The sequence below is a fragment of the Pseudomonas macauensis genome, assembly GCF_047902425.1.
Lineage (GTDB): Bacteria > Pseudomonadota > Gammaproteobacteria > Pseudomonadales > Pseudomonadaceae > Pseudomonas.
Genome location: NZ_CP138377.1, coordinates 4,944,971 through 4,967,691 on the forward strand (window position 1 = coordinate 4,944,971; position 22,721 = coordinate 4,967,691).

At 66.3% G+C, this 22,721-nt stretch carries 17 protein-coding genes and 1 pseudogene; 14 read left to right on the forward strand and 4 right to left on the reverse strand.

Translation table 11 applies throughout. The annotated features are described in order from the left end of the window. Positions 1-146: 146 nt before the first annotated feature. The gene (locus SD196_RS22645) at positions 147-986 is read right to left on the reverse strand and encodes an ATPase (protein ID WP_275608607.1); all 840 of its coding nucleotides are present in this window, start codon (positions 984-986) and stop codon (positions 147-149) included. A 253-nt stretch (positions 987-1,239) separates the two neighbouring features. Here SD196_RS22645 and SD196_RS22650 point away from each other — a divergent pair, with 253 nt between their 5' ends. Continuing rightward, a complete protein-coding gene (locus SD196_RS22650) occupies positions 1,240-1,527 on the forward strand; it encodes a hypothetical protein (RefSeq protein ID WP_343577745.1) in 288 nt (95 codons plus the stop codon). Positions 1,528-1,620: 93 nt separating this feature from the next. Here the strand turns inward: SD196_RS22650 and SD196_RS22655 are convergent, their stop codons facing one another. Next, positions 1,621-2,610: an NAD-dependent epimerase/dehydratase family protein gene (locus tag SD196_RS22655; protein WP_416310696.1), complete on the reverse strand. Its 990-nt coding sequence runs from the start codon at positions 2,608-2,610 to the stop codon at positions 1,621-1,623. A 192-nt stretch (positions 2,611-2,802) separates the two neighbouring features. On the opposite strand from SD196_RS22655, the gene SD196_RS22660 reads away from it, so the two are divergent. Next, entirely contained in the window at positions 2,803-3,864 is a 1,062-nt protein-coding gene (locus SD196_RS22660; protein WP_416310697.1) for a saccharopine dehydrogenase family protein, read from the forward strand. On the opposite strand, the gene SD196_RS22665 is transcribed toward SD196_RS22660, so the two are convergent. Beyond that, positions 3,851-4,756: a LysR family transcriptional regulator ArgP gene (locus SD196_RS22665; protein ID WP_416311766.1), complete on the reverse strand. Its 906-nt coding sequence runs from the start codon at positions 4,754-4,756 to the stop codon at positions 3,851-3,853. The two genes, SD196_RS22660 and SD196_RS22665, sit on opposite strands and share 14 nt — an antisense overlap. Positions 4,757-4,849: 93 nt before the next feature. Here SD196_RS22665 and SD196_RS22670 point away from each other — a divergent pair, with 93 nt between their 5' ends. The 12 genes and pseudogenes from SD196_RS22670 (at position 4,850) to SD196_RS22725 (ending at position 20,989) form a co-directional block, all read left to right on the forward strand. Continuing rightward, positions 4,850-5,275: an ACT domain-containing protein gene (locus tag SD196_RS22670; RefSeq protein WP_416310698.1), complete on the forward strand. Its 426-nt coding sequence runs from the start codon at positions 4,850-4,852 to the stop codon at positions 5,273-5,275. Positions 5,276-5,279: 4 nt separating this feature from the next. Continuing rightward, positions 5,280-5,882: a LysE/ArgO family amino acid transporter gene (locus SD196_RS22675; RefSeq protein WP_275608611.1), complete on the forward strand. Its 603-nt coding sequence runs from the start codon at positions 5,280-5,282 to the stop codon at positions 5,880-5,882. Between the two features lie 311 nt (positions 5,883-6,193). Next, positions 6,194-6,775 (forward strand): superoxide dismutase [Fe], encoded by a 582-nt coding sequence (sodB, locus tag SD196_RS22680; RefSeq protein ID WP_152225940.1) that lies wholly within the window; start codon positions 6,194-6,196, stop codon positions 6,773-6,775. Positions 6,776-6,967: 192 nt separating this feature from the next. Next, positions 6,968-9,049, forward strand: coding sequence for a putative bifunctional diguanylate cyclase/phosphodiesterase (locus tag SD196_RS22685; RefSeq protein WP_275608612.1), 2,082 nt, complete (start codon positions 6,968-6,970; stop codon positions 9,047-9,049). 376 nt (positions 9,050-9,425) lie between these two features. Beyond that, positions 9,426-10,769, forward strand: coding sequence for an imelysin family protein (locus SD196_RS22690; RefSeq protein WP_275608613.1), 1,344 nt, complete (start codon positions 9,426-9,428; stop codon positions 10,767-10,769). Between the two features lie 221 nt (positions 10,770-10,990). Next, positions 10,991-12,379, forward strand: a complete 1,389-nt coding sequence (locus tag SD196_RS22695; protein WP_275612011.1) for a di-heme oxidoredictase family protein — start codon at positions 10,991-10,993, stop codon at positions 12,377-12,379. A gap of 15 nt (positions 12,380-12,394) precedes the next feature. Next, entirely contained in the window at positions 12,395-13,456 is a 1,062-nt protein-coding gene (locus tag SD196_RS22700; protein ID WP_275608614.1) for an imelysin family protein, read from the forward strand. Between the two features lie 51 nt (positions 13,457-13,507). Continuing rightward, positions 13,508-14,602 (forward strand): DUF1513 domain-containing protein, encoded by a 1,095-nt coding sequence (locus SD196_RS22705; RefSeq protein WP_343577339.1) that lies wholly within the window; start codon positions 13,508-13,510, stop codon positions 14,600-14,602. A gap of 605 nt (positions 14,603-15,207) precedes the next feature. After that, positions 15,208-15,417, forward strand: a pseudogene (locus SD196_RS22710) (methyl-accepting chemotaxis protein); the annotation flags it as partial. 228 nt (positions 15,418-15,645) lie between these two features. Then, the gene (locus tag SD196_RS22715; RefSeq protein WP_416311767.1) at positions 15,646-16,350 is read left to right on the forward strand and encodes a methyl-accepting chemotaxis protein; all 705 of its coding nucleotides are present in this window, start codon (positions 15,646-15,648) and stop codon (positions 16,348-16,350) included. 287 nt (positions 16,351-16,637) lie between these two features. After that, a complete protein-coding gene (locus SD196_RS22720; protein WP_343577336.1) occupies positions 16,638-17,750 on the forward strand; it encodes an efflux RND transporter periplasmic adaptor subunit in 1,113 nt (370 codons plus the stop codon). 182 nt (positions 17,751-17,932) lie between these two features. Further along, positions 17,933-20,989 carry a multidrug efflux RND transporter permease subunit gene (locus SD196_RS22725; protein ID WP_331319293.1) on the forward strand — a complete coding sequence of 1,019 codons (3,057 nt, stop codon included), beginning with the start codon at positions 17,933-17,935 and terminating at the stop codon, positions 20,987-20,989. A gap of 310 nt (positions 20,990-21,299) precedes the next feature. On the opposite strand, the gene SD196_RS22730 is transcribed toward SD196_RS22725, so the two are convergent. Next, positions 21,300-22,664 carry a spinster family MFS transporter gene (locus SD196_RS22730; RefSeq protein WP_331319294.1) on the reverse strand — a complete coding sequence of 455 codons (1,365 nt, stop codon included), beginning with the start codon at positions 22,662-22,664 and terminating at the stop codon, positions 21,300-21,302. Positions 22,665-22,721: the final 57 nt, after the last annotated feature.

Here is a 22,721-nt window from a genome sequence, read left to right on the forward strand (position 1 = left end):
TTGCTAGGCATTATTCGCCTCGTCCCCCTGTCGAAAACTGATCTGCGGCAAGACTTGCGGTCAGTACCCACAAGGAGGGATCGCACAAACGAAAAGCCCCCGCTCCGTAGGAGCGAGGGCCTGTGCGGTTGCGCCAGCGCCGAAGGTCAGCGCGTGCTGAGCTGCTGCTGGAGGTTCTGCACCTGCTGCTGCAGGGTGTTGATGTTGCGCATCACCTGGATGCGGAAGACATCGAACTCCTTGGTGTCGTTGCTGGCCTGGCCCTGGCGGCCATCGACCTCGGAACGCAGCACCAGCAGGTCGTCCTGGATGCTCTTGATCGCCTGGCTCTGGTTGCCTTGCTTCTTCAGGTTGGCGATCTCGGTGTTGAGCCCCTGGATCTGCTGGCTGGCCGCGGCAAGGTCGGCCTGTACGCTCTTGTACTTGGCCTGCTCGTCGGAGAGCGCCTTGAGCTTGCTGTCGAGCTGGGCGATCAGTTGCGCGGCGCTGTCCTGCTGGGCCTTGAAGTCAGCATTGAGCTGCGCCAGGCGCTTGCCCTGGGCGCCGTCGAACTCCGACAGCGAGGCCTGCTGCGCCTTGGCCTGCTCGGCCAGGCGGCCTTGCAGTTGCTTGACCTGCAGCTTCAGCGCCTCGCGGTCGCTGGTGCCGTTGGACTCATTGGCGACGAACTTGCCGCGGATGTCATCCAGGCGACCGGCGGCCTCTTCGCTGATCTTGGCGAAGCTCTCCTGCGTTGCGATCAGTTGCTGCTCCATCAGCAGCAGCTGTTGGTGGCTCCACCAGGCCACGCCGCCCAGGGCGATGGCCATGGCGGCGACCAGCGCCCACAGTGCCCCGGTGCTGCCGCCGCGCTTCGCCGGCTGGGGCAGCGGACGACCGTTGGGCTCAAACACACGGCGCGGGTGATGACCGAACTCGTCACGGTCGGAGGCGTCGGTGGAGAGGCTGGGCACATCATCGAATTCGTCGAACTGGTCGTTACGCATGGAGTGAACCTGTGGGGATAAAGCGGCGTGTTGCCTGCGCAACGCGCAGTATATCCGTTCAGGCACAGGCATGAGCAGCGTGCCATCACGGAGCGCGACGCACCGGGTCGGCGCACAGAAGACCCCGCAATGGGCGGTGCAGTTCCCCCGCGGCCCAGCGTTATTGGCCTTGCGACAGCGTGGCATGGCGCTTGCTCCCGCCCCAGACACTGGGCGCCGTCCGGGTGCCTTTCATGGGGGAGGACGTCGGGTGATCGAATTCAACAAGGCCATCCTGGACTGCATGCGCGAACTGCGCCGCCGGCTGCGCGCCGAACAGGGGTTGGATATCCACTTCCAGCAAAGCGACGCCATCGGTCGGATGCTGCACGCCTGCGCCGGCTCCGACCGGGAAGAAACCCGCCAGTTGGGCCTGCGGCTCGGCGAACTGAGCGGCGTGACGCTACCCCGCGTAGTGCAGGAGCCGAGCTTCCGGCCGACGCAGGCCGGTGAGCGACAGTATTCAGGTCCGTTGCGGGGCGGTGCTCGTGTACCGCGCTAGGCGAGGAGTGCTCTCCTAGGAGCGGAGCTTCTCCGCGAACATCGGCGCGCGCCGGGCCCATTTGCGGACAAGCTCCGCTCCTACGAAACGCGCTCAAACACCGCGCAGCTTCCACCAGTCGCAGAACTCATCCAGCGCATCCCACAGGCTGGCCTGCGGGTCATAGTCGAGATACTGGCGGGCGCGGGTGATGTCCAGGGAGAAGTCCTTGGCCAGCACCGCCATGCTGAGGCGGTTCATCGTCGGCTCGGGGCGCCCCGGCAGTACCTTGCACACGCCTTCGTTGAGCAGCGCCAGCGTATAGGCCAACGGATAAGGCACGTGCTGCGTCACCGGCGGCAGCTCCAGGCGGCGCATCACGTAGTTGACCACGTCCCATAGCGGCAGCGGCTGGCCGTTGCTGATGTTATAGGCCTGGCCGAGCGCCGCGTCGTCCGCCATCAGGCTGGCGAACAGGGCGTCGTTGAGGTTCTGCACGCTGGTGAAATCCGCCTTGTTCAGTCCCTGGCCGATGATGCGCAGGCGCCCCTTGCGGTGCATGGCGATCAGGCGCGGGAAGATACTGGTGTCGCCAGCGCCGGTGACGAAGCGCGGACGCAGCGCCAGCACTTCGAGGCCGAACTCCTGGGCGCCGAGGGCCACCAATTCCGACTGGTACTTGGTCGAGCCGTAGTGATTGGCGAAGCGCCTGGGCACCTGCTCTTCATTGATGCCGACATGGGACTGGCCGTCGAAGTAGATCGACGGCGACGACAGGTGCACCAGACGCCGCACCTTCTGCTTCAGGCAGGCCTCGACCACCGATTCAGTCATCACCACGTTGGCCTGGTGGAAGTAGTCATGGCTGCCCCACACGCCCACCGCACCGGCGCAATGCACCACGGCATCGACGTCGCTGCAAAGCGCACGCACCAGCGCCGGATCGGCGAGGTCGCCCGCCATGAACTCGGCGCCGCGCGCCACCAATGGCTGCAACGCCTCGGCGCGCCGTCCGTTCACCCGCACCGCCAGCCCCTGCTCCAGGGCGAAACGGGCAAAGCGCCCGCCAATGAACCCGCTGGCTCCGGTGACCAGAATCTTCATGCACGCCACTCCTGTTCTTCTAATGCGGCGACTCTAGCAGTCGCCGCACCGCACTACCCTGGCCTTGTACGCCAGAAACGAGTCCTTGCAGACCGCACGGCCGCGTCAGGGTTGCACGACTTGCGGTCGGTGACAGCCAGGCGGCGATTGGAACTACGCTCTAGGGATCGGTTTTTTCAGCGAGAGCACAGCATGAGCAAGCCCCACTGGATGATCTATGGCGCCAACGGCTACACCGGCCGGCTGGTGGCCGAGCAGGCGCAACGCGAAGGCCTGACGCCGCTCCTGGGTGGACGCAACCCGGCCAGCCTGCATGCCCTGGGCAGCACGCTCGGCCTGGAATGCCGGGTCTTCGACCTGAACGACAGTGCCGCCACCCAGGCCGCACTGGCGGATGTCGCGGTGGTCGCCAACTGCGCCGGCCCCTTCTCCGCCACCGCCGCGCCAATGATCGAGGCGTGCCTCGCCAGTGGCACGCACTACGTGGACATCACCGGCGAGATTGCCGCCTTCGAGCACGCCCACGGCCTCGACGAGGTCGCCCGTGCGGCGAGCATCGCGCTCTGCCCCGGGGTGGGCTTCGACGTGATCCCCACCGACTGCGTGGCCGCCTGCCTGAAGGAGGCCATGCCGGAAGCGACTCACCTGGCCCTGGGCTTCGACAGCGGCAGCGGGCTGTCGCCGGGCACCGCCAAGACCACGGTGGAAGGCCTCAAGCTCGGCGGCAAGGTGCGCGAGGCCGGGCGCCTGCGCGACGTGCCGCTGGGCTACAAACGCCGCGACATCGACTTCGGCCGTGGTCTCAAGCATGCCGTGACCATCCCCTGGGGCGATGTGGCGACCGCCTACTATTCCACCGGCATCGGCGACATCGAAGTCTATCTTCCGGTGCCGCCCGCCGCCGCCATCGGCATGCGCTTGATGGACAGCTTCCGCCCGCTGCTGGGCCGCGAGCGCGTACAGGACTGGCTCAAGGAACAAGTGGACAAGCGCGTCCACGGCCCCGACGAACTGGCCCGCAGCAAACTGCGCACCTGGGTCTGGGGCGAAGTGCGCAATGCCCGTGGCGAGCGCCGCACCGCGCGGCTGGAAACCGCCAACGGCTACGACGTGACCATTCACGGCGTGCTGTTCGCCGTCCGTCACCTGCTCGCCCAGCCCGAGTCCGCCGGCTACTTCACCCCGTCGAAGCTATTCGGCGCACGCTGCATCGAGCAACTGCCAGGCAGCGGCAGGATCGTCATTCGGGGCTGATCGGCACCAGCAGCTCCGGAGCCTTCGCCAGCAGGTGCCGGGTCAGGGCGGCGAGCAGTTCGCCGCCGTTGCGCCAGTGGTGCCAGTAGAGCGGCACGTCGATCACCCGGCCCGGCAGCATGTCCACCAGCTCACCGCGTTCCAGTTCGCCCATTACCTGCTGTTCTGGCACCAGGCCCCACCCCAGGCCGCCGCTGGTCATGCGCACGAAGCCTTCCGACGAGGGGCACAGGTGATAGCTGAAGTGGCCGTCGACACCCAGGGCCTGCAGGTAACGGTGCTGCAACTGGTCGTCCGGGCCATAGACGATGGCCGGAGCACGCACCAGGCCCGCCGGTGTCACGCCCTTTGGGAAGTGCCGGGCGACGAACTCGGGGCTGGCGAGGCCGCGATAACGCATCGCCCCCAACGCTTCGCAGCGCCCTCCGGCCACCGGGCGCGGGCTGGCGCAGACACAACCGGCCACCTCGCCAGCGCGCATGCGCTTGAGGCCGACTTCCTGGTCCTCCACCACCAGGTCCAACAGCACATGACGCTCGCTGCAGAAGTCACCCACCGCCTTCGCCCACCAGGTCGCCAGGCTGTCGGCATTCAACGCCAGGCGCAGGCGCTCAGGCGCCGCGCCGTCGTCCAGCGCCGGCACCCACTGCTGCAGGTCCCCCTCCAGCAAACGCACCTGCTGTACATGGTTGAGCAGACGCCGGCCCAGGTCGGTCGGCTGTGGCCGCGCCGCCCGCACCAGCACCGGCTGGCCGACCCGCGCTTCGAGCAGCTTGATGCGCTGGGAGATTGCCGACTGCGACAGCCCCAGTACCTGGGCGCCGCGCTCGAAGCCGCCCTGCTCCACCACGGCGGCCAGGGCGGCGAGCAGCTTGTAGTCGAACACGATCAGATTTCCTAATGAGATATCAGCAACATTGGTTTTTCTTATACAACCGAACACCCGACAATCGCCAGCAATCCCCCTTCTTCGATGGACGTTCCCATGGCTGGTGAAACCTCCCTGGCCGCGCTGCTGCGTGGCATGACCCCGGTACTCAACGACGGCGAGTACGTCTTCTGCACCCTGCCCGACGGCCGGATGCCCGCCGGCCTGCAGCCACTGGGCAGCTTCCGCGAGCGCGAAGGGCTGACACTGATCCTGTCGCGCGCCGAGGCCGAGAAGGCCGGGCTGGGCTTTAACTACGTCGCCGCCTGGCTGACCCTGGAAGTGCATTCCGCACTGCAGGCCGTCGGCCTCACCGCCGCCGTGGCGACCGCCCTGGCGAAGGCCGGGATCAGCTGCAACGTGATCGCCGCCTGGTACCACGACCACCTGTTCGTCGCCCACGCCGACGGCCCGCGCGCGCTGGACGTGCTGCGCGCCCTCGCCGCCACCCCCCCCGCTGTCGATAAAAAAGAAGAGGTCTGACGCCATGTGGCAGAGCTACCTGAACGGCCTGCTGGTCGCCGCCGGCCTGATCATCGCCATCGGCGCGCAGAACGCCTTCGTCCTCGCCCAGAGCCTGCGCCGCGAACACCACCTGTCGGTGGCGGCACTGTGCGTGCTGTGCGACGCCATCCTGGTCAGCGCCGGGGTGTTCGGCCTGGCCAAGGTCCTCGCCGAGAATCCCACGCTGCTGGCCATCGCCCGTTGGGGCGGCGTCGCCTTTCTGACCTGGTATGGCGTGAAGGCGCTGCGCCGGGCCATCTCGCCCGAAGCCATGGCCGACGCCGGAGAGACCGGCCCGCGCTCACGCCGTACCGTGCTGATGGCAGCGCTGGCGGTGACGCTGCTCAACCCTCATGTCTACCTCGACACCGTGCTGCTGATCGGCTCCCTCGGCGCCCAGCAGGCGGCGCCCGGTGCCTACGCCATGGGCGCGGCCAGCGCCTCGCTGCTGTGGTTCTTCACCCTGGCCCTGGGCGCCGCCTGGCTCGCTCCCTGGCTGGCGCGGCCGACCACCTGGCGCCTGGTGGACCTGATGGTGGCGGTGATGATGCTGGGCATGGCGGCGCAGCTGGTATTCGCCCGCTGACGATAAAAAGTCCGAACGACGATCCGTCATCCCGGTCGGAGCATAGTGAGAAGCGCGCACCGGCGCGGCCTCTGCCGCATGGCCTTTGACCCTACAGATGCTGCGTGGATATGCCACAGGTCGGGTGCTATGATCCGACCTTCGCGGCGCCGGCGGGCTCAGCCCTCCGGACGCAACTGGCGCGCTGTCCTGGTCCCTTGCGGACGCATTGCAGCTACGCCCGGATGCCGCGACCCATACTTCAACCGGCCCCGTGTACCGGTCGCGCGTTCGCCGCGCTAGCCCAGACTGAGTGAGATAGGAGAGACACCATGGCTTTCGAATTGCCGCCGCTGCCTTACGCGAAGAATGCCCTTGAGCCGCACATTTCCGCGGAAACCCTGGAATACCACCACGACAAGCACCACAACACCTACGTCGTGAACCTGAACAACCTGGTTCCGGGCACCGAGTTCGAAGGCAAGAGCCTGGAAGACATCGTCAAGACCTCTTCGGGCGGCATCTTCAACAACGCAGCCCAGGTGTGGAACCACACCTTCTACTGGAACTGCCTGAGCCCCAACGGCGGTGGCCAGCCCACCGGCGCCCTGGCTGACGCCATCAACGCTGCCTTCGGTTCCTTCGACAAGTTCAAGGAAGAGTTCAGCAAGACCTCCATCGGCACCTTCGGCTCCGGCTGGGGCTGGCTGGTGAAGAAGGCCGACGGCTCCCTGGCCCTGGCCAGCACCATCGGCGCCGGCTGCCCGCTGACCAGCGGCGACACCCCGCTGCTGACCTGCGACGTGTGGGAACACGCCTACTACATCGACTACCGCAACCTGCGTCCGAAGTACGTGGAAGCGTTCTGGAACCTGGTGAACTGGGACTTCGTAGCGAAGAACTTCGCTGCCTGATTCCCCCCAGCGTGACCCTGGAAACCCGGCCTTGTGCCGGGTTTCTTCGTTCTGTGCGCGCAAGAGCGGCGGGTCGGCTAACCTGAAAAGTCTAGGCTGTCAAAAATGCAACGATGGCCCTTTGACGCCATAGCGCCAATTGCCAATACTCAGACCAGTATTTCGCCCCAGGCGATGAACAAGGAAAGCCCCTTGAAACTGGACCCCCGGCACAGCCTCTCCCTCAAGCTGCTGCGAATGGTGTTACTCGCGGCCCTCGTGGTCGGGGTTGTGCTCAGCTGTGCCCAGATCGTTTTCGATGCACACAAGGCCCGGCAAGCCGTATACAACGACGCCCAGCGCATCCTGGCGATGGTCCGCGACCCCTCCACCCAGGCGGTCTACAGCCTGGACCGCGACATGGCGATGCAGGTCCTCGAAGGGCTGTTCCAGCACGAGGCCGTGCGCTATGCCGCCATCGGCCATCCCGACGAGCCCATGCTGGCGGAGAAATCCCGCCCGCTGCTGGAATCCCCCACCCGCTGGCTGACCGACCCGATCCTGGGCGCCGAGCAGAACTACGCCATCCGCCTGGCCGGCCGCGGCGGCTCCAACGAATACTACGGCGACCTGAAGATCACCCTCGACACCGCGCCCTACGGTGAGGACTTCGTCACCACCTCGGGGATCATCTTCCTCTCCGGCCTGCTGCGCGCCCTGGCCATGGGCCTGGTGCTGTTCATGGTCTATCAATGGATGCTGACCAAGCCACTGTCGAAGATCATCGAGCACCTCGCCGCGATCAACCCCGACCGCCCCAGCCAGCACAAGCTGCCGATGCCCCACGGCCACGAAACGGACGAACTGGGCCTGTGGGTCAACACCGCCAACCAGTTGCTCGCCTCCATCGAGCGCAACGGACATCTGCGCCGCGAGGCCGAAGACAGCCTGCTGCGCATCTCCCAGTACGACTTCCTCACCGGCCTGCCCAACCGAAAGCTGCTGCAGCAGCGCCTGGACCAGATTCTCGAGAGCGCCTCGCGCCAGCAGCGGCGCGTCGCCGTGCTGTGCCTGGGGCTGGATGACTTCAAGGGCATCAACGAGCAGTACAGCTACCAGTTCGGCGACCAGTTGCTGATCGCCCTCTCCGACCGCCTGCGCACCCGCAGCGCGCACCTGGGCGCCCTGGCGCGGCTGGGCGGCGACCAGTTCGCCCTGGTCCAGGCCGACATCGAACAGCCCTACGAAGCCGCCGAGCTGGCCCAGCAGATCCTCGACGACCTGGAAGCCCCCTTCGAGCTGGACCAGCACCTGGTGCACCTGCGCGCCACCATCGGCATCACCCTGTTCCCCGAGGACGGCGAGACCACCGAGAAGCTGCTGCAGAAGGCCGAGCAGACCATGACCCTGGCCAAGAGCCGCTCGCGCAACCGCTACCAGTTCTACATCGCCAGCGTCGACAGCGAGATGCGCCGCCGCCGCGAACTGGAGAAGGACCTGCGCGACGCCCTCGCGCGCAACGAGCTGCACCTGGTCTACCAGCCGCAGGTGGACTACCGCGATCACCGCGTGGTCGGCGTCGAAGCGCTGCTGCGCTGGCAGCACCCAGCCCAGGGCTGGGTGGCGCCGGACCTGTTCATTCCCCTGGCGGAGCAGAACGGCAGCATCTTCAGCATCGGCGAATGGGTGCTCGACCAGGCCTGCCGGCAACTGCGCGAATGGCACGACCAGGGTTTCGACGACCTGCGCCTGGCGGTCAACCTGTCCACCGTGCAACTGCGCCACAACGCCCTGCCGCGGGTGGTCAGCAACCTGTTGCAGATGCACCGCCTGCCACCGCGCTCGCTGGAGCTGGAGATCACCGAGACCGGCCTGATGGAGGACATCTCCACCGCCGCCCAGCACCTGCTCAGCCTGCGCCGCGCCGGCGCCCTGATCGCCATCGACGACTTCGGCACCGGCTACTCCTCACTGAGCTACCTGAAGAGCCTGCCGCTGGACAAGATCAAGATCGACAAGAGCTTCGTCCAGGACCTGCTGCTGGACGACGACGACGCCACCATCGTTCGCGCCATCATCCAGCTGGGCAAGAGCCTGGGCATGCAGGTAATCGCCGAGGGCGTGGAGACGGTCGAGCAGGAGACCTACATCATCGCCCAGGGCTGCCACGAGGGTCAGGGCTACCTGTACAGCAAGCCGCTGCCGGCGCGCGAACTGACCCTCTACCTCAAGCAGGCCAGGCGCCTGGCCGAAGTGGCCGGCGGCGGTTCGAACGGCTCGGTCGAGCGGCACTGACATGCCGTAGGGCGTACAACCGTTCGCGGTTGTACGCTGTTACACCTCACTCCATCGGCTGGCTCCCAGGCCGAGTTCGGAGTGTCCGGAGATCAAGGCCAAGCGGCGTATAACGCGGTGCGTTATACGCCCTACCCTCCTCGCGGCACTGGCGCGAAGCTGTTCGCGAGCAAGAACCAAGGGTCCCCCTCGCTCCTACGAACAGCGAAAAGCCCCCGCAACGCGAGATCCACCGCCCTGCTGGCGACCTGCTGGCCACTCTCCGAGAAAGCTCGTTCGAACACTCTTTTCAAAAATGCAAATCTTTCGCATTATGTTGCCGTTTTTCTTGCGCAGTTCGATCTCGTGCGCCTCCTACACCTCAAAGGAACCCGTCATGACACGTATGCCCTGGGCCACTGCCAGCCTGCTCGCCATCGCCATTTCCCTCGCCGGCTGTGGCGATGACAAGAAAGCCGAAGCCCCTGCGAACCAGGCCGCTACCCCGGCAGCCAGCACCCAGAGCAACGCCCCGGCGGCAGCCAAGGTCGACGAGGCCGCGGTCAAGGCCGTAGTGAAGAACTACGCCGACATCGCCGAAGCCACCTTCGGTGACGCCCTGACCACCGCCAAGGCCCTGCAGACCGCCGTCGATGCGCTGATCGCCAAGCCCAGCGAAGCCAACCTGAAAGCCGCCCGCGAAGCGTGGCTGGCCGCGCGCAAGCCCTACTCGCAGAGCGAAGGCTTCCGCTTCGGCAACGCCGTGGTCGACGATTGGGAAGGCGCGGTCAACGCCTGGCCGCTGGACGAAGGCCTGATCGACTACGTCGCCAAGGACTACCAGCACGCCGAAGGCAACGCCGGCGCCACCGCCAACATCATCGCCAACACCGAGATCCAGGTCGGCGAAGACAAGATCGACGTGAAGGAAATCACCGGCGAGAAGCTGCTGAGCCTGAACGAACTGGGCGGCTCCGAAGCCAACGTCGCCACCGGCTACCACGCCATCGAGTTCCTGCTCTGGGGCCAGGACCTGAACGGCACCAAGCCGGGCGCGGGTGATCGCAAGTACACCGACTACGCCCAGGGCAAGGACTGCACCAACGGTCACTGCGACCGTCGCGCCGCCTACCTGAAGGCCGTCACCGACCTGCTGGTGGCCCAGATGGAAGAGATGGTCGGCAACTGGAAAGCCGGCGTGGCCGACAACTACCGCGCCAAGCTGGAGGCCGACAGCGCCGACAACAACCTGCGCAAGATGTTCTTCGGCCTGGGCAGCCTGTCCCTGGGCGAGCTGGCCGGCGAGCGCATGAAGGTCGCCCTGGAAGCCAACTCCACCGAAGACGAGCACGACTGCTTCAGCGACGACACCCACCACACCCTGTTCTTCGATGCCAAGGGCATCCGCAACATCTACACCGGCGAGTACAAGCGTGTAGACGGCAGCGTGGTGAAAGGCCCGAGCCTGTCCGACCTGGTGGCCAAGGCCAACGCCCAGGCCGACAGCGAGCTGAAGGCCGACCTGGAAGGTACCGAAGCGAAGATGCAGGCCATCGTCGACCGTGCCGAGAAGGACGGTGTGCACTTCGACCAGATGATCGCTCCGGACGCCAAGGACGATCAGCAGAAGATCCGCGACGCCATCGCCTCGCTGGTGAAGCAGACCGGCGCCATCGAGAAGGCTGCTGCCGCCGTCGGCGTGCAGGACCTGAAGCCGGATACCGCCGATCACCAGTTCTGATCCAGGCATTCCAGTGCTGCGGCTCCACGCCGCAGTGCCGGTCCGGTCCCGACAAAGCCCCGCAGTGCGGGGCTTTGTCATTTTCGCAGCGGGCCAAGGTCGATTCTTAAATACAAATTTCTCAGATTTGCATTTGGCTCCCCTGATAAGATGGAGAGCTGCATTTTCAAGCCTTGGAACTGAAGTCGATGCTCCACCGCCGCGCCGTTCTGCTCGTACCGATGCTTTGCGTCCTCGCCCTTGCCGCCTGCAAGCCGGAGACCTCCCGGCACGCCGTGGCCGAGCCGGGAGAAGCGCTTTCCGGCGGCGCCACCACGGTCGGCCAGAGCGACCGCAACGCCTACTCGATGCCCTCGGCCAACCTCACGCCGAGCCGCCGCCTGGACTTCAGCGTCGGCAACAGCTTCTTCCGCAACCCCTGGGTGATCGCCCCGTCCACCACCACCGCGCGTGACGGCCTGGGCCCGCTGTTCAACACCAACGCCTGCCAGAACTGCCACATCAAGGACGGCCGCGGCCATCCGCCAGAGCCCAATGACGTCAACGCCGTCTCCATGCTGGTGCGCCTGTCGATTCCGGCCGGCCCGGAAGATGCGCGCACGCTCAAGCGCCTGGGCGTGGTGCCCGAGCCGGTGTATGGCGGCCAACTGCAGGATTCGGCCATCCCCGGCGTGGCGCCCGAAGGCAAGGTACGGGTGGACTACGAGCCGGTGCCGGTGCGCTTCAAGGACGGCACCGTGGTCGAGCTGCGCAAGCCTACCCTGCGCATCAGCAATCTCGGCTATGGCCCGATGCAGGCCAACACCCAGTTCTCCGCACGCATCGCCCCGCCGATGATCGGCCTGGGCCTGCTCGAATCGATCCGCGAGGAGGACATCCTCGCCAACGCCGACCCGGACGACCGCAACGGCGACGGCATTCGTGGCCGCGCCAACCAGGTCTGGGATGATGCGCGCCACGAGACCGTACTCGGCCGCTTCGGCTGGAAGGCCGGTCAGCCCAACGTCGCCCAGCAGAACGCCCACGCCTTCTCCGGCGACATGGGCCTGACCAGCGACCTGCTGCCCACCGACGACTGTACCGACGCCCAGGTCGACTGCCGCAACGCCATCGACGGCGGCAAGCCGGAAGTCAGCCAGCACATCTTCGACCAGGTCGCCTTCTATGCCCGCAACCTCGCGGTGCCGGCGCGGCGCAAGGTCGACGACCCGCAGGTGCTGACCGGCAAGGGCCTGTTCGTCGACAGCGGCTGCAGCAGCTGCCACACGCCGAAATTCACCACCGGCCCCAATGCCGCAGAACCCGAACTGGCCAACCAGGTCATCCGCCCCTACAGCGACTTGCTGCTGCATGACATGGGTGATGGACTCGCGGACAATCGCCCGGAATTTCTCGCCAGCGGACGCGACTGGCGCACGCCGCCGCTGTGGGGCATCGGCCTGACCGAGACGGTCAACGGCCATACCCAGTTCCTCCATGACGGCCGTGCCCGCAACCTGCTCGAAGCCGTGCTCTGGCACGGTGGCGAAGCCGAAGCGGCCAAGCAGCGCGTACTGACTTTCAACGCCGAGCAGCGCAATGCCCTGCTGGCGTTCCTGAACTCACTCTAAGGAGCCGAGCCGAACATGTTCCGCCCCCGTCTACTGATCACCAGCCTCGCCATCGCGCTGGGTGCCTGCTCGCCCACCGACCCGCAGGCCACCACCAGCGCCACGCTGGCCCAACAGGTGATCCTGCCGACCTACAGCCGCTGGGTGGACGCCGACCGCGCCCTGGCCGCCAGCGCCCTGGCCTACTGCCAGGGCAAGGAAGACCTGGCCAAAGCCCGCGCCGACTACATGGCCGCGCAAAAGGCCTGGGCCGAGCTGCAGCCGCTGCTGGTCGGCCCGCTGGCCGAGGGCAACCGCGCCTGGCAGGTGCAATTCTGGCCGGACAAGAAGAACCTGGTCGCCCGCCAGGTCGAGCAGTTGCTGGGCAGCGGCAACCCGATCACCCCGGCGACCCTGGATAAATCCAGCGTCGTGGTGCAAGGCCTGACCGCCTACGAATACATCCTCTTCGACGCCAGGATCGACTTGGCCAACGCCGAGACCAAGGCGCGCTACTGCCCGCTGCTGGAAGCCATCGGCACGCACCAACAGGCCCTGGCGGAAGGCATCCTGGCGCAGTGGAAGCAGGACGGCGGCATGCTCGCCCAACTCTCCAAGTTCCCCAACGACCGTTACGCCGATGCCCACGAGGCCATCGCCGAACTGCTGCGCGTGCAGGTCACCGCACTGGACATGCTGAAGAAGAAACTCGGCACCCCGCTGGGCCGCCAGAGCAAGGGCATCCCGCAGCCGTTCCAGGCCGAGGGCTGGCGCAGCGACGCCTCCCTGGCAAGCCTGGATGCCAGCCTGACCGGCGCCCAGGCGCTGTGGAACGGCACCGACAACAAGGGCCTGCGCGCCCTTCTGCCGGCCGAGCAGAAAGAGCTGGCGGGCAAGATCGACGCCGCCTACGCCGACACCCACGGCAAGCTGAAGGCGATCGACAAGCCGCTCAGCGACCTGCTCAAGGACGAAGCCGGCCTCAAGCAGCTGAACGAGTTGTACGACAGCCTCAATGCCGTCCACCGCCTGCATGAGAGCGACCTCGCGAAGGCCCTGGGCGTGCAACTCGGCTTCAACGCCAACGACGGCGATTGATCGGCTGCGCGTCGGCCAGATCAAGGCGAATGAATGAAAGAGGTGAACGCCATGTTGCGACGTCACGTGCTCGGCCTGGGCAGCCTGCTGCTCGGCGCCCTGACCTTCGGCGGCTGGACGCTGTCACGCAAGGGCAAGGAGCCCCTGCTGCTGTCCGCCCGTGACGACGCGGATGGCAAGCATTACGCGGTGGGCTATCGCCTGGATGGCAGCCGCGTGTTCGCCACGCAGGTGGGGCTGCGCTGCCACGACATCGTCCAGCATCCCAGCCTGCCGCTGGCGCTGTTCGTCGCCCGCCGGCCGGGCCGACAGAGCTACCTGATCCATCTGGACGACGGCCGCCTGCTGCAGACTCTCGACTCCCAAGCCGACCGCCACTTCTACGGCCACGGCGTCTGGCACAAGGACGGCGAGTGGCTCTACGCCACCGAGAACGACACCACCGATCCGGGCCGTGGCATGCTCGGCGTGTACCGTTTCGACGGCGAGCGCCTCACGCACACCGGCGAAGTCTCCACCCACGGTCTCGGCCCGCACCAGGTGTCCTGGATGCCCGACGGTGAAACCCTGGTGGTGGCCAACGGCGGCATCCGCACCGAAGCCGAAAGCCGCGTGGAGATGAACCTCGACGCCATGGAACCGAGCCTGGTGCTGATGCGCCGCGATGGCTCGCTGATCTCCAAGGAAACCCTGGCGCAGCAGATGAACAGCGTGCGCCACTTGGCCATCGCCGCCGACGGCACCATCGTCGCCGGCCAGCAGTACATGGGCGACAGCCATGACCACGCCGACCTTCTCGCCATCAAGCGCCCCGGCGAGGCCTTCCAGCCCTTCCCGCTGAAGGACGAACAACGCCTGGCGATGACCCAGTACACCGCCAGCGTCGCCATCCACAGCGACCTGCGACTGGTAGCGCTGACCGCACCGCGCGGCAACCGCTTCTTCATCTGGGACCTGGATACCGGCGAAGTACGGCTGGATGCGCCGCTGCCCGATTGCGCCGGCGTCGGCGCAGTGAAGGACGGCTTCGTCGTCACCTCCGGGCAAGGCCGCTGCCGAGTCTATGACTGCCGTGGCGAGCGCATCGCCGGCACCCCGCTGGAACTGCCGCCCGCATTCTGGGACAACCACCTGCACCTGGCCTGAGCGCCCGTCCCAGACGTTCCGCCGCACGATCACCATTCGTCTGCCCGCGCTAAGGAAGGCACGGGCGTTGCCGATTCAAGGGACTGACCGATATCCCTTTGCGTCCCAAGAGGCGTTCCACCATGTCCCCCAACACATCCTTGCGTACCCAGATCCTTTCGCTGCTGGGCGGCAGCCTGCTGCTCGTACTGCTGATCGCCCTCGCCTGCTTCCACTTCCTCTCCGGCAGCGTCAGCGCCTACCAGCGCCTGCTGGACGGCCCGCTGCAGGCCTCACAACTGGTCGACCAGGCCAACGTCGCCTTCAAGATCCAGGTGCAGGAGTGGAAGAACGTCCTGCTGCGCGGCCAGCAACCGGCCGACCTGAACAAATACTGGGGCCAGTTCGAGGATCAGGAGCGTGCCGTGCAGGACATCCTCCAGCGCCTGGAGCAGAACGCCGCCACCGACCCGCAGCTCAAGTCCCAAGTGAGCCGCCTGCGCGACGAGCACCGCCAGCTCGGCCAGGCCTACCGCAAGGGCCGCGACGCCTATCTCGCCGCCGGCAGCGACCCGCGCGCCGGCGATGCCGCGGTGAAGGGCATCGACCGCGCCGCCAGCGACCAGATGGCCGCTCTGGTGGACAGCCTGCACCGCGACGCCCAGGAAGAAGCCAGGAGCATTTCCGCCAGTGCTCACAGCACCGTCATCAGCGGCAGCCTGATCCTGCTGATCTCTGGCCTGGTGCTGGGCCTGCTCAGCCTGTGGCTGGTCAATCGCAACCTGATCGGCCCGATTGCGCGCCTGATCGAGCACATCGCCCAGCTCAGCGAAGGCAACTTCGGCGAGCGCGTCGACGCCAGCCGGCGCGACGAACTCGGCCGCCTGGCGCGCGCCGCCAACACCCTGCGCGACTTCCTCGCCGATACCTTCAACCGCTTGAAGCACAGCACCAGCGAACTGGACACCGCCAGCGGCGAACTGAACGCCATCGCCACCCTGATGGCCGAAGGCACCCGCGAGCAGTTCTCGCGCACCGACCAGGTGGCCACGGCGATGCACGAGATGTCCGCCACTGCCCAGGAAGTCGCCCGCCACGCCTCCGACGCCGCGCGCGCCGCCGACGATGCCGACCAGCACGCCCAGCAGGGCGGCGAAGTGATGAAGACCACCATCGTCACCATCACCGAAATGAGCAACGAGATCGCCAATACCGCCGAAGTGATCCGCCGCCTGGAAAGCGACAGCGGGCGCATCGGCAAGGTGCTGGAAGTGATCCGTGGCATCGCCGACCAGACCAACCTGCTGGCGCTCAACGCCGCCATCGAGGCCGCCCGCGCCGGTGAAGCCGGCCGCGGTTTCGCCGTGGTCGCCGATGAAGTACGTACCCTGGCCCAGCGCACCGCCGAGTCCACCGCCGAGATCCACCAGATCATCGACACCGTGCAGACTGGTTCGGTCAACGCCCTGCGCGCCATCGAGAGCGGCCAGACCCGCAGCGAACAGGGTGTGGAGCGCGTCACCCAGGCCGGCGAAGTGCTGCGCAGCATCACCCAGGCCGTGGAGGCGATCCGCGACATGAACCGGCAGATCGCCACCGCCGCCGAGGAGCAGACCTCGGTTGCCGAGGACATCTCGCGCAACCTCACCGAGATCACAGCCATCGGCGCCACCAACGAGGAAAACGTGGTACGCACCCAGAGCGCCAGCCGCCACCTGCACGGCCTCTCCGGCGAGCTCGCCGAAGTAACCCACAAGCTCAGCGCCTGACCCGCTTCGGCCACAGGGACGTGGCCCCCTTCCCTTCGTACCGCGCGCGCCCATTCAACGGGATTTGCCCGCGATCACATCATCTTCTTCGCGAAACGCCTTGTAATCGCCGCCCTTTGACTCGCCACGCGATCAGGCATAAGGTGCGCAATTCCGCCCCGCAATGGGGCGTCCCCGTATCGGCTTCGAAGCCTGATCGACATCCCGCGAACGGAAGGCCGTCCCGCAGTTACCGGACGAGCGAATCGCGGAGGATTGCTGCCAGGCACGTACCAAGGAACAGGAAGATGTTGCGCCGCATGCTGCTCATGCTGGGCGTAGTTGCCGTCATCGTTGCGGTGCTCGCCGGCTCGAAATACCTCTCCATCCAGAAACAGATCGCCATGTTCTCGGCGCCACGCCCACCGGTCAGCGTCACCGCGACCGACGCCGTGCAGCGCGACTGGCAGAGCCGCCTGCCGGCCATCGGCACCCTGCGCGCCGTGCAGGGCGTGACCGTGACCGCCGAAGTCTCGGGCATCGTGCGCAGCATCCTGTTCGTCTCCGGCGACAAGGTGAAGCGCGAGCAGCCCATCCTGCAGATGGATGACGACGTCGAGCAGGCCACCCTGCGTAGCGCCGAGGCGGACCTGGGCCTGGCCAAGGTGGAATACGAGCGCGGCCGCAACCTGATCGACCGCCAGGCCATTTCCAGGAGCGACTACGACCGCCTCGCCGCCCAGCTGAACCGCTCCACCGCCACCGTGGCGCAGCTGCGCGCGGCGCTGGCGAAGAAGCGCATCCTCGCACCCTTCGACGGCACCGCCGGCATCCGCCGGGTGGACGTGGGCGACTACGTCTCGCCGGGCACCGAGATCGTCACCCTGCAGGACCTCTCCACCCTGCTGGTCGACTTCTTCCTGCCGGAACAGGACTTCCCCCTGCTCAAGACCGGCCAGGTCGTCAGCGTGAGGGTCGCGGCCTATCCCGGACAGAGCTTCGAGGCCCGCATCGAGGCGATCAGCCCGCGGGTGGACAACGAGACGCGCAACCTGCTGGTCCGCGCCAGTATGGCCAACCCCGACGGCAAACTGCTGCCGGGCATGTTCGCCAACCTGGAAGTGCAGTTGCCCGACAGCGCGCCGCGCATCGTGGTACCGGAAACCGCCGTGGCCTTCACCCTGTACGGCAACTCGGTGTACGTGGTTGGTCCGCAGAAGGACAAGGACGGCAAGGCGAAGACCGACGACAAAGGCCAACCGGCCCTCGCCGTGGAGCGCCGCTACGTCAAAACCGGCGAGCGCCGCGAAGGCAACGTGGTGATCGTCGAGGGCCTGAAGGCCGGCGAACAGGTTGTGACCTCCGGCCAGCTCAAGCTCGACAGCGGCACGCCGGTGGCCATCGTTCCGGACGCGCAGTAACAGACAGCAGTGCCATCGCCCATGCGAGGACTACGAGAGTCAACGGATTTCGCGAGCTAGAGCCAGGCAAGGCGGCGGGATACGGCGAAAGCGGAGTTGGCTGTAGCCAATGAGCATTTCGACGTACCCCGCCAACGCGGCATGGCCGACGCGCAGCAAATCCGAATACAGGGATTGAGCTTATGTTCACCGATCCATTTATCCGTCGCCCCGTGCTGGCGACCGTGGTCAGCCTGCTGATCGTCCTGCTCGGCATGCAGGCCTTCAGCAAGCTGGTGATCCGCGAATACCCGCAGATGGAAAACGCGCTGATCACCGTCACCACCTTCTATGCCGGCGCCAACGCCGAAACCATCCAGGGCTACATCACCCAGCCGCTGCAGCAGAGCCTGGCCAGCGCCGAAGGCATCGACTACATGACCTCGGTGAGCCGGCAGAACTACTCGGTGATCTCGATCTATGCACACATCGGCGCCAACACCGACCGTCTGGTGACCGAGCTGCTGTCAAAGATCGGCGAGGTGAAGACCCAGCTGCCGCCGGACGCCGAAGACCCGGTGCTGGACAAGGAAGCCGCCGACGCCTCGGCGCTGATGTACATCAGCTTCTTCAGCGAGCAGATGAACAACCCGCAGATCACCGACTACCTGTCGCGCGTGATCCAGCCCAAGCTCGCCACCCTGCCGGGCATCGCCGAGGCGGAGATCCTCGGCAACCAGGTGTTCGCCATGCGCCTGTGGCTGGACCCGGTGAAGATGGCCGCCTACGGCATCACCGCCGGGGACATCGATAGCGCGGTGCGGCAGTACAACTTCCTCTCCGCCGCCGGCGAGGTGAAGGGCGAGATGGTGGTCACCTCGGTGAACGCCTCCACCGACCTGAAATCCCCGGAAGCCTTCGCCGCCATCCCGCTCAGGACCGCCGGCGATCGCCGCGTGCTGATGGGTGATGTGGCACGCATCGAACTGGGCGCGGCGAGCTACGACGCGGTCAGCTCGTTCAACGGCATCCCCTCGGTGTACATCGGCATCAAGGGCACGCCCAGTTCCAACCCGCTGGACGTGATCAAGGAAGTCCGCGCCAAGATGCCGGAGCTGGAAGAGCAACTGCCGCCGAGCCTGAAGGTGACCATCGCCTACGACGCCACTCGCTTCATCCAGGCCTCCATCGACGAGGTGGTGAAGACCCTGGGCGAGGCGATCCTGATCGTCATCGTGGTGGTCTTCCTGTTCCTCGGCGCGCTGCGCTCGGTGATCATCCCGGTGGTGACGATCCCGCTGTCGATGATCGGCGTGCTGTTCTTCATGCAGATGATGGGTTATTCGATCAACTTGCTGACCCTGCTGGCCATGGTGCTCGCCATCGGTCTGGTGGTGGACGACGCCATCGTGGTGGTGGAGAACATCCACCGCCACATCGAGGAGGGCAAGACGCCCTTCCAGGGCGCCATCGAAGGCGCGCGGGAGATCGCCGTGCCGGTGGTGACCATGACCATCACCCTGGCCGCGGTGTACGCCCCCATCGGCTTCCTCAGCGGCCTGACCGGTGCGCTGTTCAAGGAGTTCGCCTTCACCCTGGCCGGTGCGGTGATCATCTCCGGCATCGTCGCCCTGACCCTGTCGCCGATGATGTGCTCGCGCCTGCTGCGTCACGACGCGAACCCCACGGGCCTCGCCCATCGCCTGGATGTGATCTTCGAGGCACTCAAGCAGCGCTACCAGCGCACCCTGCACGGCACGCTGAACAGCCGGCCGGTAGTGCTGGTGTTCGCCGCGCTGGTGCTGGCGATCATCCCGCTGCTGATGATGTTCACCCACAAGGAACTGGCGCCGGAGGAAGACCAGGGCATCGTCTTCATCATGTCCAACTCGCCACAGACCGCGAACCTGGACTACCTGTCCAAGTACACGGCCGAGTTCGAAGGCATCTTCCGCAAGTTCCCCGAGTACTATTCGGCGTTCCAGATCAACGGCTACAACGGCGTGCAGACCGGCATCGGCGGCATGCTGCTCAAGCCCTGGGACGAACGCGAGCGCAGCCAGATGGAACTGCTGCAGGTGGTACAGGCGGAGCTGGACAAGATCCCCGGACTGCAGATCTTCGGCTTCAACCTTCCCTCGCTGCCGGGCACCGGCGAAGGCCTGCCGTTCCAGTTCGTGATCAACACCGCCAGCGACTACCAGTCGCTGCTGCAGGTGGTCGAGCGGGTGAAGAAGCGCGCCGAGGAATCGGGCAAGTTCGCCTTCCTCGACCTGGACCTGGCGTTCGACAAGCCGGAGCTGGCAGTCGACATCGACCGCGCCAAGGCCGCGCAGATGGGCGTAACCATGCAGGACCTGGGTGTCGCGCTGGGCGCGCTGCTGGGCGAGGGCGAGATCAACCGCTTCACCATCGACGGGCGCAGCTACAAGGTGATCGCCCAGGTCGAGCGCGCCTACCGCGACAACCCGGGCTGGCTGAGCAACTACTACGTGAAGAGTCAGAGCGGCCAGCTGATCTCCCTGTCGACTCTGGTGACCTTCCACGAGCGCGCGCGGCCGCGCCAGCTCAACCAGTTCCAGCAGCTCAACTCGGCGATCATCTCCGGCGTGCCGATGGTCAGCATGGGCGAAGCCATCGACACCGTGCGCAGCATCGCCGAGGAAGAGTCGCCGCGCGGCTTCTCCTTCGATTACGCCGGCGCCTCGCGGCAGTTCGTGCAGGAAGGCAGCGCGCTGATGGTCACCTTCGCCCTGGCGCTGGCGGTGATCTTCCTGGTGCTGGCGGCGCAGTTCGAGAGCTTCCGCGATCCCCTGGTGATCATGGTCACCGTGCCGCTGTCGATCTGCGGCGCGCTGGTGCCGCTGTTCCTCGGCCTGTCGAGCCTGAACATCTACACCCAGGTGGGCCTGGTGACGCTGATCGGGTTGATCAGCAAGCACGGCATCCTCATCGTCGAGTTCGCCAACCAGCTGCGCCACGAACGCGGACTGTCGGTGCGCGAAGCGGTGGAGGAAGCCGCGGCGATCCGCCTGCGCCCGGTGCTGATGACCACCGCCGCCATGGTGCTGGGCGTGCTCCCGCTGCTGCTCGCCACCGGCGCCGGCGCGGTCAGCCGCTTCGACATTGGCATCGTGATCGCCACCGGCATGAGCGTGGGCACGCTGTTCACCCTGTTCGTCCTGCCCTGCGTGTACACGCTACTGGCCAAGGAGGACCCGAGGCCCGTCGACGGCAGCGCCCCGGCATCGGCGCACTGAACGAAAAAGCCCCGCATCAGCGGGGCTTTTTCCACCTACAGGGAGCTCCGGCTCTCATAGGAGCGGACCTTGTCCGCGAAATCCCCGCAACGAAATACCCTCCTCCAGGCAAATGCCGATGCCAGCACCGTAGGGCGTATAACGCTCCGCGTTATACGCCGATCAGCCGTGGTCTCAGACGCCCGGCATGCTCCCGGCGTTGGCGATACGTCGTGGCGTATCGGCGTACAACCGCGAACGGTTGTACGCCCTACGACGGACCAAAGTGGTGAAACCGAACTGTAGGAACGAGCTTGCTCCTACGACGAGTTCAAGCCGGCTGGCGTTGCAGCTCACCACTCGTGCTTTCCCCTTTCAGGCTCCAGCTCTTGAGGTGCTCCAGGCTGGCCCGGTAAGGCTTGAGCCCCCGCGCCAGCAGGACGGCGCCCGCCGTCAGCGCCAGCAGGCTGACGATCAGCAGCGAGTAGCGCAACGACATGTCGTCGGCGAACACATAGTCGGTCACCAGGGCGATGGCGGTCGGACCGACGCCCAGACCGAGCAGCGTCACCACGAACAGGTAGATGGCCGACGCCTGGCCGCGCATGGAGTTGGGCATGATTTCCTGGATCGCCGCCGGGGCGACGCCGAACGGCATGCCGAGGAAGAACACGATGGGCGCCATCAGCACCGCCGCGGCATTGCCGTTATCGAGCAGCGGGTAGGCCAGGGTGAAGGGAATCGCCAGGACGGCGGCCAGCAGGCCCACACGCATGTTCGCATCGGTACGCCCGCGCTTGGCCCAGTAGTCCGCCAGGCGGCCGCCGCAAACGATGCCCAGACAGCCGAACACCGCGACGATGCTGCCGTACACCACACCCACATGGCCGGCATCCCAGCCATAGGTGCGAACAAAGAAGGTCGGTATCCAGGCGCCGCTGCCGTAGCTGGCGAAGGAGATGCAGGCAAAGCCGAAGTTGTGGCAGATCACCGTCTTGCGGTTGGCGCGCAGGTAGGCGCCCACCTCGCTCATCGGCACCACCACGCCAGCGCCCACGCCACGCCGGGTCGGCTCCTTCACCGCCAGCATCAGCAGGGTGAAGAGCACCCCGGCGGCCCCCAGCAGCAGGAAGATCAGTTGCCACGGGCGCACTTCGCCGAGGATCGGCAGGTGCACGTCGCCCTGGGCCGAGGCGAACTTGATCACCAGGCCACCGAGCAGGAAGGCCAGGCCCGAACCCAGGTAGATCCCCATGGAATACACACTGATGGCCGTGGCGCGACGGTGGGACGGGAAGCTATCGGCGATCAGCGAATAGGCTGCTGGCGACAACGCCGCCTCGCCCACGCCAACGCCGACGCGGAACAGCAGGAAGTGCCAGTACTGTCGGGCCAGGCCGCAGGCAGCGGTCATGGCGCTCCAGATCAGCACACCGACGGTGATCAGGCCGCGCCGGCTGCGGCTGTCGGCCATGCGCCCGAGCGGGATGCCACAGAGGGTATAGAACAGCGCGAAGGACAGGCCCATCAGCAGGCTCATCTGCGTGTCGCTGATCGCCAGGTCGCGACGGATGGGGCCGACCAGCAGGTTGAGGATCTGTCGGTCGATGAAGGACAGCACGTAGGCGACCATGAGGATCGCGACCGTGGACCATGCCACGAAGCTGGAGGGGTAGCCGTTATTGTTGTTGTGCATGCGGGCTCCTGGACGCCGCCAACGCGGCGATGGCGATGGGGAGAACCCGCAGGGTAG